The following is a 13,360-nucleotide window of genomic DNA, read 5'->3' as shown; positions in this document are numbered from 1 at the left end:
TGCGAAAAGCATCCCAAAATATCAAAAAAAATATTAGTACAGCAACAATAACCCCGCAAATGCAGCATAGCAGATCATGCGGATGGGATTGATTTTAAGATAACCTGTACCAAAAGCGGTAGCCACAAAAAGGGCGCAACTGATACCAAACTGCCAAGGATTCTCGATAGGTGTAGAGAAGTTCTCGGTGTTGCAAAGCAACAGGGTGGCAGCTGCCAACAGACCCACAACAGCAGGGCGCAAACCTGTAAAAATCGACTGTACCAGCGATGTGTTCATATACTTCATAAACATCTTACTGATAAGTATCATCAGGATAAGCGATGGCAACACCAAAGCAAAGGTAGCTGTGGCAGAACCCAAAAAAGAAACCAGATGACCATAACCCGCATTATGAATGGCAGTATAACCACAATAAGTGGCCGAGTTGATACCAATAGGACCAGGTGTCATCTGAGAGATGGCAACAATATCGGTGAATTCTGATGTTGAGAGCCAATGATGTGCCTCGACCGTTTCGTGCTGAATGAGTGAAAGCATACCATAACCTCCACCAAAGCCAAAAAGACCTATCTCGAAAAATGTGATAAATAAACTAACGAAAATCATATTTCAAGCACGAATTTCACGAATTACACGATGTCTTATTTATTCTGCCGTAGATATAACCTCCAACAGCAGCTATCATAATAATATAAATAGGTGAAACACCTAAAGCCCAGATAGCCAGGGCGCAGGCGATGGGAATCCAGATGGTGTACCAGTTGAGTTTGGCACGTTTACCCAAATTAAATGTAGGTACAGCTATCAGAGCCACCACTGCCGGACGGATGCCACGGAACATTGCTGCCACCACCTTATTATCCTTAAACTGGCTGAAGAACATGGCAATCGCCAGAATAATCAGGAACGAAGGCAAAGCCGTTCCAAGCGTGGTACAGATGGCACCACGTGTTTTGCGCAGCTTATAACCAATAAAGGTTGCGATGTTGATGGCAAACACGCCAGGGCAACTCTGGGCGATAGCTATCAAATCGAGCATATCGTCCTTGGTTACCCACTTCTTCTTGTTCACAACTTCTTCCTCTATCAAAGGTATCATGGCATATCCACCGCCAAGGGTGAATATGCCAATGTGAAAGAAGGTCTTAAAAGAATCCCAATATATATTCATTACTTGTGAGCCTCCACCCATTTACGTGCATTGACGAAGGCCTCAATCCATGGAGTAACCTCGTCCTGACGACGATCGGCAGGATACCAGGCGTTCTGCCATGGGAATACGGCTCGCTCTAAGTGAGGCATCATGCAGAGATGACGACCATCGGCTGAGCAGATACCAGCTACATTATAGTCGGATCCGTTAGGATTAGCGGGATAGCCAGCATAGTTGTACTTAGCAATCACATTGTAAGCGCTCTCAGCCTCTGGCAGTGAGAACTTACCCTCGCCATGAGCTACCCAAAGACCAAGTTTGTTGCCACTCAGTGAGCCAAACATCACGCTGTTGTTCTGAGGAATGCTCAGGCTGATGAACTCACTCTCGAACTTATGAGAGTCGTTGTGCAGCATCTTAGCACCCTTAGCACCTGTGAGACCGAGTTCTACCATCAACTGACAACCGTTACAGATACCCAGCGACAGAGTATTCTCGCGAGCATAGAACTTATCGAGAGCCTCCTTAGCCTTAGGGTTGAAGAGAAAGGCACCAGCCCAACCCTTAGCCGAACCAAGTACGTCGGAGTTAGAGAATCCACCACAGAATACAATCATATTGATGTCCTCGAGTGTCTCGCGACCAGAAATCAGGTCGGTCATCATCACATCCTTTACATCAAAACCAGCCAGATACAAGCAGTAAGCCATCTCACGTTCACCGTTGGTTCCCTTCTCACGGATGATGGCAGCCTTGATGCCAGAAGCCTGACGGCGATCGGCTGAGATTCCATACTGAGCCAACTTACCAGTGAAGTCCTTATTAAACTGCATCTCGATAGGCTGCTTCTTATAGTTAGCGAAGCGCTCAGCAGCCTTGCCATTGAAGCTCTGCTTGCGATCGAGCAAATAAGAAGTCTTATACCATGTATCACGGAGAGCATCGATGTCGAATGTCTGCTCTGCATCACCAGCCTTCACAACAATAGTGCGGGCATCCTCAACAGGATAACCAATCTTAGCATAGCCAACGCCCTGCTCCTCCATGAAGTCCTTGAACTCCTGCTTGTAGTCATCGCTTACCTCGATAACTACACCTGGGTTCTCAGCGAAGAGAGTCTTAACAACATCGCCATCGGCACAAATCTCGTGCAGGTTGATATGCATACCACCCTTAGTGTTGGCAAAGCACATCTCGAGCAGAGTGGTAATCAAACCACCGGCTGAGATATCGTGACCAGCCATAATCCAACCACGATTAATCATCTCCTGAACGGCCATGAAGGCATCGGCAAAATACTCGGCATTCTTAACAGTAGGAACATCGTCGCCTACCTTACCTAAGCTCTGGGCAAAGGCCGAACCACCAAGGCGCTGCTCGTCGAACGAGAAGTCGATATGATAGAGTGACGCATTCTTATCGTTAACCAATACAGGCGATACAACTTTCTTAATGTCAGAAACCTCACCACCAGCTGATACAATCACTGTTCCTGGAGAGATAATCTTCTCGCCATTAGGATACTGCTGAGAGAGTGACAGCGAGTCCTTACCTGTTGGTACGTTGATGTGCAGGTCGCAGCAGAAATCGCTCAGAGCTTTAACACCAGCATACAAGCGAGCATCCTCACCCTCCTGAGAGCGGCAAGGCCACATCCAGTTAGCAGAGAGGCTCAGCGAATCCATTCCCTCAGCCAGAGGAGCCCAAACGATGTTGGTCAGTGCCTCAGCAACAGAGAGTACAGAACCAGCAGCAGGATCAGCCAGACCAGCCTGAGGTGCATGACCAAGCGCTGTGGCGATACCCTTAACACCACGATAGTCGAGGGCTACAACACCACAGTCGCTCAGAGGCAACTGAATCTCACCCTGACACTGCTGACGTGCAATCTTACCTGTAACCGAACGGTCGACCTTGTTAGTCAACCAGTCCTTACAAGCCACAGCCTCAAGCTGGAGCACGCGGTCGAGGTACTCGTTAATCTTATCCTGACTGTAGGTTACGTCAGCATAGTGGCGTTCTACAGTATTATCCTTCATAATAGTCTTTGGTGAGTGACCGAACATCTGAGCCACATCCAAATCGAATGGTTTCACACCATCGCCCTGCTTGAACGAGAAGTGAGCATCGCCAGTAGTTTCACCTACTACATACAGTGGAGCACGCTCGCGCTCAGCAATCTTACGTACATGTTCGATATGCTTCTCGTCGATGAGCAGTCCCATACGCTCCTGACTCTCGTTAGCAATGATCTCCTTAGAACTCAGAGTCTTGTCGCCAATAGGCAGTTTAGTCATATCAATCTCACCACCGCACTCCTCAACAAGCTCAGAGAGACAGTTGAGGTGACCGGCTGAACCATGGTCGTGAATTGAAACAACGGGGTTCACATCCTCCTCACAGAGAGCACGAACCAGGTTATAGGCGCGCTTCTGCATCTCAGGGTTAGCGCGCTGAACAGCGTTCAACTCGATACCATTGCTGTAGCGACCAGTATCAACTGATGATACAGAGCCACCACCAAGACCGATACGGTAGTTATCACCACCTACTACTACCACCTTGTTACCCTTCTGAGGCTCTTTCTTCAGGCAGTCACGCTTAGTACCATAACCAACACCACCAGCCAGCATGATAACCTTATCGTAAGCATACTTGGTATCGTTTGGCTCCTGGTGCTCGAAGGTGAGTACAGAACCGCAGATCAGTGGCTGACCGAACTTATTTCCGAAGTCAGAAGCACCATTCGAGGCCTTAATCAAAATCTGCTCTGGTGTCTGATATAACCACTGACGAACGGGAAGAATATCCTCCCAGTCGCGAGTCAGCTTGTCATCGTCGGTCAAACGTGGATAAGCGGTCATATAAACAGCTGTACCAGCGATAGGCCATGAACCAACACCACCACCCATACGGTCGCGGATTTCACCACCAGTACCTGTAGCAGCACCATTGAATGGCTCTACGGTTGTGGGGAAGTTGTGTGTCTCAGCCTTCAGAGAGATAACACTCTCGATATCTTTTACCTGGAAGTAGTCGCTAGTACTCTGATCCTTTGGAGCGAACTGCTCAACCACAGGCCCCTGCGCAAAAGCTACATTATCCTTATAAGCCGAAAGAATCTTGTTAGGATTCTCCTGTGTAGTCTTCTTAATCATTGCAAAGAGGCTTGACTCCATCTCCTTACCGTCAATGATAAAGGTTCCGCCAAAGATCTTATGACGGCAGTGCTCAGAGTTGATCTGGGCAAAACCGAAGATCTCTGAATCGGTCAATGGACGTCCGTTCTTCTTCTCCAGTCCGTGCAGATATTCAATCTCCTCTGGACTAAGAGCCAGACCTTCCTGCTCGTTATATTCCTCCAGATTATCCACATACTTAATTGGCTCTGGCTTGATGTTGATGGTAAAAATGTCCTGATTCAGGCCATTATACATACGCTGCAACATCTCGTCGTGCTCAGCATCCTTTGAGTCTACGGCAAAATATTCCTCTATACGAGAAATGCCGCTGAGGCCCATATTCTGTGTAATCTCAACGGCATTTGTACTCCATGGTGTTACCATCTCGCGGCGTGGACCAACATAGTAGCCCTCCAGCTGCTCTGCATCTAATAGCGTGGCATCACCATAAAGCCAGTTTAATTCCTTGATTTCCTGTTCACTCAGTACGTGATCAACCTCCGTGGCGATCACCGATTTCTGTGGGGTCTGAAAGAAGCGTATCATACCTTACTTATTTTATAATATTTTAATTTGCGTGCAAAGGTACTATTTTTAATTTGAAATCACAAATATATTTACCTAAAACTTAAATTAAAAGCCCCTCCATACAATTAGGAGAGGCTCTTTAAATTATTACTTTCTTTTCTTGGTGGCAGTCTTCTTAGCCGAAGCAGGCGCTGCCTTTACTGTCTTATCCACGTATGGAATCTGATTCATCAGCACCCAGGCCGACTCATATACGTAGTTCTTCAGATTAGCAGGGAAGCCAGCCGAGCTATTCAAGAACTTCTGTACCTCGGTCTTAGCCTCAGCGCTCTTATGCGAAGAAATCAACGTTCTGGTCCAGCGACTTGGAAAAGCCAAACTGTTAGTCTTCTGTATCTCAGGCAGTGCCTTCAAGCCCTCAACAATGTAAACATTGCTCTGTGGCTCATACACATCCGAGTTCAACAAACGCAGGGTATTCAGTACCCACGCCTCGTTCTGACGGTTCTCAGGCTTCAGCAAGCTCTTGAAAACCTCTACACGATTGCTGGCAATAGGATCAGTAGCACGACTTACGAAATCGAACTCCTGTCGCAATTCATCGGTAGTGAGGCGAGCGCGCTCCTTTTCCAGAATCTGCTGACGACGGTCAGGACGGGTGATGGCCAGACGATAGGCTATCTCCATATAGTCGTGCTCATCCAAAACGCTCTCGTTATGGCGATCCAGAATGGTCTGCAACTTATTCAGTACCTCAGGCGAGATAGCACTGGTACCCAACTTACGCCATACCAACTGGCGGCACTCCTTGGTTTTATTCTCACCCAGCAGATCCATAATTACCAACTCGAGTGTATAACGCTGCTGCATGGTCAAGTCTGAAGCAATCTTATGCATCTGGTCGATGGCTGTTTCCATAATCATCGGATTCTTCTCACGCCCCAAGAAACGGAACAGTTCGCCAAAGTGCGATGGCGCCAACTTACCCTGCAAGTAATTATCGTGAATCAGATTCAGCAAGGTATAGCGGTGCAAGTCATTGCGTGTTGTGATGAGACGCATGGGCAGAATCTTCACATAGTTATCATCGAGTGTAAAGCGACCATAACCGCGACCATCCTGGTTTGGAATAATATAGCCAGGAGCTGCACCACTCTTCTGCTTGAAGGTCATGGTTGGCTGCTGCATATCAACCTTGATAGTCTGCGACTGTCCTAAATTGCTGATCACCTTCAGCTCAAACTTCTGGCGCCAGCACAATCCACGTCCATAAGGATCGGTCTGCGATACAATCACATCACCATTCTTAAAAGAGGTTGTGATAATAGGCATACCTTTCTGATTTACCCATACATCACAGAACTGACGTACACCAGCACCAGGAGCCTGCTTGTCGAGTGTTTCAACAATCTGATTCCAGCTGATATGCCCCAGATAGTGATCCTTAATGCACTGTTGCAGACCTTTCTGCATGGCCTCGGCTCCCGTCTCATCTTCAAGCATACGCATCATTACTGGTGCCTTGCAATAGTTAATATGGTCGTACATCCATACGGGGTCATGCGGATCACCATACTCACCTGCAATGGGATGAGAGACTTCGGTTCTATCCAGATTCATCGCATTGCGCATATAGGTATTCATGAAGTTTATCTCAAACTCATTCTTCTTATACTGACTACTGGTAATCTTTGATGCCATAAAGTTGGCCAACACCTCCTTAGCCCAAGGCTCGTCGATAGCAGTGATATTACCGAACCATATATGAGCCGTTTCGTGGGCAATCAATTCGGTACGTTTCATCAAATCCTCCTTCGAAGGCTTCTTGCCTAAGAAAATGGTCTTCTCGCTCAGGGCTACTGCACCACGACGCTCCAAACCGCCCAACTGGAAACTGGGCAGGATATAAACCACACCTTCTTTGTCGTAAGGGTTAGCTATACCAGTGTAACCCTCCATCCACTTCATGGCCTTAGTAACCTCTTTAAATACATCATCTATCTGGGCCACCTTGGCAGGATCGGTCTCTGTGTAGAACACGCGTAAAGTACGACCATCTACTGTAGACGATTTCTCGTTGAATTTACCAACTGCAAAAGCGTAGTGCGATGGTGCCATCTTCTCAGATATATCCACAGTAATAGCTTTCCAACCAGCAGGGGCATTGATGGTAGTCTGATACTGAGCACGCAAACCCTCTACATCGAAACAGGGGAAGAGGGCACGGCCTTCGTCGGCCTGCACCTGAGTATACAGCACGCTACCACTACGAACAAAAGCTTTGTCCTGACTAGTAAAGTCGAGTGAAACCTTATTTGTACCTGCCTTAAACAGTTTTCCTGGAATAATAATCTGATTATTCTGAATCTTTACACTGGCCTGCTTACCTTTACCTTTGTTTCCTTTATATACCAACACATTACCTGGTGTTCCCTGAAAATCGAGTACCACATCCTGCTTGGTTCTGGTATCGAAGGTAATTGTAGCCTTACCTGTTACCTTTGCCTGAGGATTCTCTGGCACATTAAACGTCAGCTGATACAGGATACCAGTAATATTGCCCACACGACTATCCGCCTGAGCATACACACCAAGTGTAAAGAAACTTAGCATGCACAAACATAAATATTTAATAGCTTTCATACAATTATTGTTTTTATTTGCCTGCAAAAATAGCTAATTATCTGCAAACATCCATCAAATTGGCCATATTTTTTTGTCTTGCGGGCAAAAAAGATGCAAACGCTTACCAGTAGTTGGATGTTCAAAAGCTATCGACTCGGCCTGAAGATAAAGTCGATCTGCCTTATGACCATAGAGTTCATCACCCAAAATCGGACACCCTAACCCTTCTTGATGCGCACAGTGCATTCTCAATTGATGCGTACGCCCCGTATGAGGATAAAGGGCAAGAAGAGTTACTGGACGATGAGTGGTAGGGGATTGCTGACGGTCTAATACACGATATTCGGTAATGGCACGTTTGCCGTGCTCATAGTCAACTATCTGACAAGGGCGATTCATCGGATCGCTACTCAGTGGCAGATCGATTACACCATGAGGTTGTTGTATTTCGCCCTCGACAACTGCTAAGTATTTCTTCTTGATAGTACGAGCCGCAAACTGATTCTGCAAATGGTGATAAGCCTCGGGTGTTTTGGCTACCAGCATAATACCGGAAGTCATCAAATCCAAGCGATGAGGCAACATAGATGCAGCCCATCGTTCCTTAGCCCATGTAGCGACCGAGTAATCATCAGTCTTACCTGGTACACTCAGCATACCTGATGGCTTATAAACAGCCGCAATCGCCTCGTCCTCATAGACGATTTCGATGCCTTGATGCAAAAAGCCTGAGGTTTCCGGATCGGGATCCACTTCCAAACCTTGCAACATCCAAGTAAGCACAGGCTTACATTTACCTCTGCAGGCAGGATAAAACTCACCATGGTAACGCACTTCGCTTTTAGGCGAAGGTCCCCACCAGAATTCTGCCATGCATACGGGTTTTAGATGTTGCAGATAAGCATACTGCAACAGTTTTGGTGCACAGCAATCACCTGTGCCACCTGGTGGTAAAGGAAATTTCTTTTGTATTTTGGGGTTCTGGTGATAGTCGCGCCATATCTCCACCAGATCTTTAATTTCGCCATGGGCGTTTAAGATTCTGTATTGTTGAAATAGCCACAGTTGTAAATTCTGCGACATCTCTTTGTGCAGGTTTTGAGTTTCAGATGATGAGTGTTGGTTAAGCGCAGATATCTCACGCTCTTTCTGCTTAAAATAGCCATCAGGCTGCTGGGCATCAAAAACAGGCGGTACAAAATAGCCCCAATCGTTCCTACCTTCCAATAGTCCAGAATACGCCGCCAAGAAGCCCAAGCCACCATCAACCTCAACAACCAGCACCCCAAACATCTTACCCTCTTTCGGACCTATCCTTTCAATCTCCTGCTTCACCTCGTCACATGCCAATAAACACAGCGGATGAGGTTCATAGCAGAAAGGCCAAGTGAACCGTTCTGGTTTGGGAATGTTAGTATGAAGAGGATGGATGATCATAAGAGATCGAGACATTTCTCTACTGGAATACCACGATTCTTATCATCGGTATCCTTGTAGCGCTCAATCATTCGGAATACAGTATCCATCGCTGTACGAGTACTTGTCTTCAAGCTCTCGCCATTCAGCAGATGACCAATCAATACAGCCGAGAAGATATCGCCAGTACCATGGAACAAACCAGGAATCTCGTGATACTCTAGGTGGAAGTAGCTATCATCGTAGTGATTATAGCCCACCACCGCATTGCGTCCGTCTACCTTACAGCTTGTTATCAGAGCCGACTTGGTGCCTATCTTGCGCAACTCGTCCAACAAATCGCCAGCCTCTTCCCAGCTAATACCTTCCATTTTGATTGGTGTATTGGTCAGGTAGCAAGCCTCGGTATAGTTAGGAAAACAGAGATGCGCAACCGATACCATCTCGCGCATCAGCTCCACCTGACGTTCCGTCATGCCATTATACAATCGTCCACCATCACCCAGAATCGGGTCAACGAATACCGTTGTGCCTTGTTCGCCCTGCTCTTTGCAGTAGCCAGCCACCAGTTTAGCCTGCTCATCGCTGAACATCAGTCCTGTACAGATGGCATCAAAACCAAAGCCAAGTTCTTTCCACACAGGCAGAGTACCACGGATGTAATCGGTGGTATCCTGGATATTAAACTTTCCGTAGTCGAGTGTATTAGACACAAGGGCAGTAGGCAAGCTATACGTAGGGATGCCTAAGTAAGAGAGGATAGGCAACATGGCTCCCATGCCAACCTTTCCATAGCCCACAACATCGTTAATAAGCAATATCTGTTTCATTTCGGCTGCAAAGTTACTATTTTTTTAAGATAAGTCGATAATACTTTCCTATTTTTTTGCTAACTTTGCACACGTTTATGGAAAAACAACTTGATTCGCCGATATTGGCACTACAGAAACAACGGCAACTGCTACAAATGGAGTATGAGGCCGAGAAAGAAGAATTCCGCCAGCAGACAGAGCAAATGGGTCTGCAACGGAAGATAAAACGTGGTGACGTTTGGTTTCCACTCACCGTTAGCAAAACTTATTACAACTCGCTGAACCAACGCGTTATAGAGGTTTTAAGACAAACCGACGAGGAGATTGAACATAATTTTGAATATGGTAAGCCCGTAGTATTCTTCAGCGTGGATGCCGAGGGGAAAATCAGCTATTTTAAGATGACAGCCAGCGTAAGCTATGTAGATGGCGACAGAATGGTTGTTGCTGTGCCCGATGGCATGGGATTGGTGGAGATACAGAGTGCCGAGAAGCTGGGTGTTCAACTCTTCTTCGACGAGACCAGCTATAAGATGATGTTTGATGCGCTTGACAGAGTGATGAGCGCCAAAGGACGATTAGGCTATCTGCGCGACCTGTTTTATAACAGGCAGAAGGCAGAGACTTTCAATTTCAGTCCACTACACTTCACATATCTGAATGCCACACAGGAAGATGCTGTAAACAAGGTGCTGAGAGCCAAGGATGTAGCCATTGTGCACGGACCTCCAGGAACCGGCAAGACTACCACACTAGTTGAAGCCATCTACGAAACGTTAATGCGCGAAAGCCAAGTATTGGTGTGTGCTCAAAGTAACATGGCAGTTGACTGGATATCAGAGAAATTAGTCGACCGTGGCGTAAACGTCCTGAGAATAGGCAACCCTACCCGCGTGAACGATAAGATGCTATCGTTTACCTATGAGCGCCGTTTTGAGGCCCATCCCGACTACGAGATGCTATGGGCATTAAGAAAGGCTATCCGCGAGGTTCGAGCCAATCGCAAAAGAGGCGACCAAAAATTCCACCAAAAGGTGGAGCGCCTAAAGGAACGAGCCACCGAACTGGAATTGCGCATCAAGAACGACCTGTTCAGCGAGGCGCGTGTTATCGCCTGCACCTTGGTAGGCTCGGCCAATAAAGTGCTTGATGGTCAGAAATTCGGCACCTTATTTATTGACGAAGCAGCCCAGGCGCTCGAAGCAGCCTGCTGGATTCCTATGCGACGTGTATCGAGAGTGATACTGGCTGGCGACCACTGTCAGCTGCCACCCACCGTTAAGTGCTACGAGGCCCTGAAGGCAGGATTAGGAAAAACACTGATGGAGCGCATTGTAGAGAACAAGCCTGAAGTGGTGACGCTGCTGAAGATGCAATACCGCATGAACGAAGAGATTATGCGATTCTCGAGCGACTGGTTTTACAACAACCAGGTGGAAAGTGCACCAGATGTAAAGTATCGCAGCATTCTGGACCTGGATGTACCGATGACATGGATAGACACCTCACAATTCGATTTCCCCGAGGAGAGCGGCATCACATTCAAAGAAGAGTTTGTAGGCGAGAGTTTTGGTAGAATTAACAAGGCCGAGGCAGAATTGACCATGCTGGCGCTGCAACAGTATTTTGAGAAGATTGGTAAGGAACGTATAATCAAAGAACGCATCGATGTGGGTGTGATTTCACCCTATCGCGCCCAGGTACAGTATCTGCGCCAACAACTGAAAAAGCGCGAATTCTTCAAGTCTTTCAAAAGTCTTATCAGCATAAATACCGTAGATGGATTCCAAGGACAGGAACGCGACATCATTATGATTTCGCTAGTACGTGCCAACGACCAGGGGCAGATAGGTTTCTTGCGCGATTTGCGCCGTATGAATGTAGCCATCACCCGTGCCCGAATGAAACTAATCATACTTGGAGATGCTTCGACACTGACTCGTCATCCATTCTATAAGAAGCTCTACGATTACATAGAAGCCCTATAAAAAACTTCATAAATGTTTGCGAGTTTCGTTTTTTTGTATTACTTTTGCACCTATGATAAAGATAAAAAGGGTTGAAACTAAGCGTGAGCTTAAGCAGTTCGTACAGTTCTATTACGACCTGTACAGGGGATGCGACAGTGCTGTGCCCTATCTCTTTTCAGATGAGATGTCAACGCTTCGTCGCGATAAGAACCCTTCGTTTGAATGCTGTGAAGCAGAATATTTCTTAGCATACAAGAATGGAGAGATTGCAGGACGCGTGGCTGCCATCATTAACCATCGCGCCAATGAGCGCTGGGGGTGCCGACAGGTACGCTTCGGTTGGTTCGATTTTATCGACGACCCCGAAGTGAGCACAGCACTCTTAAAAGCTGTAGAAGACTGGGGCAAAGCAAAAAGCATGACAGAGATAGCCGGTCCGTTAGGCTTTATCGATACCGACCGTGAGGGCATGCTTGTTGATGGATTCGACCAGTTATCTACCATGTACATTAACTACAACTACCCCTACTATCCTCAACACATGGAACAGAAGGGGGGATTCATAAAGGACAACGACTATGTAGAATGCAAGGTGAAAGTACCCGAAGTGGTGCCTGCCAAGTTTGCCAAGATTACTGATATGGTACGTAATCGCTATGGATTGAGGGTACATAAGTTTACCCGCAAGGAACTGGTAAGCGATGGCTGGGGCCGCGAGGTATTCCACCTGTTGAATGCAACCTACAAGGATTTGTACGGATTCTCGGAACTTTCACAACACCAGATAGACAAACTGGTGAACGATTACATTAAGATTGCCGACCTGAACCTGGTTACAGGAATTATGGACGGCGATAAAATGGTGGGATTTGGTGTAACCTTCCCCTCATTCTCACGTACCCTCCAGCGCACTCGCGATGGCCGATTCCTGCCCTTTGGCTGGTGGGAATTGCTGAAAACACTGAAATGGCATAACACCGATACTGTCGACCTGCTACTGATAGGCGTACTACCCGAGTATCGTGGCAAAGGTGCCAACGCCCTGATTTTCGATGACCTGATTCGCCAGTTCCAGCGCTATGGCTTTAAATGGGCAGAAACAGGCCCGCAGATGGAGACCAACGAGGGTGTACTCTCGCAGTGGCAGTATCTGGATGCCACTATTCACAGACGACATCGTTGTTACCGTAAAAAGATATAGTTATGGATATGACTTGGGAGTTTATATTACGCATATTCGTAGCCGCACTCCTTGGAGGTGCTATCGGACTGGAGCGCGAATATCGAGCCAAAGAGGCAGGTTTGCGCACCCACTTTTTAGTGGCATTAGGCTCGGCAGTATTTATGATAGTCTCGGCTTACGGATTCGACGGCGTTATGAATACGCCTGAACACCGTTGGGATGTATCGCGTGTAGCTGCCCAGGTTGTATCGGGTATCGGTTTTATTGGCGCCGGTACCATTATCTTCCATAAAAGCGAGAATGTGGTACGTGGCTTAACCACCGCAGCAGGTTTGTGGGTTACAGCCGCCATCGGTCTGGCCTGCGGAGGCGGCATGTATGTACTCTCCATAGCATCCACCATTTTAGTACTGGTTGGTTTAGAGGCCTTTAACTTTGTACTTCGAAAAATAGATAAGCATAAGAAATAAAGAAGAACCCTCACCAAT

Annotated in this window: 9 protein-coding genes; 3 read left to right on the top strand and 6 right to left on the bottom strand. The window is 47.0% G+C overall.

What is annotated here, in order from left to right; translation table 11 throughout:
- Positions 1-33: 33 nt before the first annotated feature.
- The 6 genes from T499_RS0106830 to T499_RS0106805 form a co-directional block, all read right to left on the bottom strand.
- Positions 34-609: a chromate transporter gene (locus T499_RS0106830; protein ID WP_033150339.1), complete on the bottom strand. Its 576-nt coding sequence runs from the start codon at positions 607-609 to the stop codon at positions 34-36.
- 16 nt (positions 610-625) lie between these two features.
- Entirely contained in the window at positions 626-1,174 is a 549-nt protein-coding gene (locus T499_RS0106825) for a chromate transporter (protein WP_033150338.1), read from the bottom strand.
- Positions 1,174-4,884, bottom strand: coding sequence for a phosphoribosylformylglycinamidine synthase (gene purL / locus T499_RS0106820; RefSeq protein WP_033150337.1), 3,711 nt, complete (start codon positions 4,882-4,884; stop codon positions 1,174-1,176). Before purL ends, T499_RS0106825 begins: the two co-directional genes overlap by 1 nt.
- A 129-nt stretch (positions 4,885-5,013) precedes the next feature.
- Positions 5,014-7,509: a M1 family aminopeptidase gene (locus tag T499_RS0106815; RefSeq protein ID WP_033150336.1), complete on the bottom strand. Its 2,496-nt coding sequence runs from the start codon at positions 7,507-7,509 to the stop codon at positions 5,014-5,016.
- Between the two features lie 54 nt (positions 7,510-7,563).
- Positions 7,564-8,928: an RluA family pseudouridine synthase gene (locus tag T499_RS0106810; RefSeq protein WP_198021256.1), complete on the bottom strand. Its 1,365-nt coding sequence runs from the start codon at positions 8,926-8,928 to the stop codon at positions 7,564-7,566.
- Positions 8,925-9,737 (bottom strand): bifunctional hydroxymethylpyrimidine kinase/phosphomethylpyrimidine kinase, encoded by an 813-nt coding sequence (locus tag T499_RS0106805; RefSeq protein WP_013064698.1) that lies wholly within the window; start codon positions 9,735-9,737, stop codon positions 8,925-8,927. Before T499_RS0106805 ends, T499_RS0106810 begins: the two co-directional genes overlap by 4 nt.
- A gap of 77 nt (positions 9,738-9,814) precedes the next feature.
- On the opposite strand from T499_RS0106805, the gene T499_RS0106800 reads away from it, so the two are divergent.
- Genes T499_RS0106800 through T499_RS0106790 form a run of 3 tightly spaced genes read left to right on the top strand, consistent with a single transcriptional unit; the run spans position 9,815 to position 13,342 of the window.
- The gene (locus T499_RS0106800) at positions 9,815-11,707 is read left to right on the top strand and encodes an AAA domain-containing protein (RefSeq protein WP_033150335.1); all 1,893 of its coding nucleotides are present in this window, start codon (positions 9,815-9,817) and stop codon (positions 11,705-11,707) included.
- 52 nt (positions 11,708-11,759) lie between these two features.
- On the top strand, positions 11,760-12,890 hold the full coding sequence (locus T499_RS0106795) for a hypothetical protein (RefSeq protein WP_013063511.1): 1,131 nt from the start codon (positions 11,760-11,762) through the stop codon (positions 12,888-12,890).
- A 2-nt stretch (positions 12,891-12,892) separates the two neighbouring features.
- A complete protein-coding gene (locus T499_RS0106790; RefSeq protein ID WP_033150334.1) occupies positions 12,893-13,342 on the top strand; it encodes an MgtC/SapB family protein in 450 nt (149 codons plus the stop codon).
- Positions 13,343-13,360: the final 18 nt, after the last annotated feature.

Source organism: Prevotella sp. RM4 (assembly GCF_000701965.1).
Lineage (GTDB): Bacteria > Bacteroidota > Bacteroidia > Bacteroidales > Bacteroidaceae > Prevotella > Prevotella ruminicola.
This window is presented reverse-complemented; position numbering and strand designations above follow the sequence as displayed.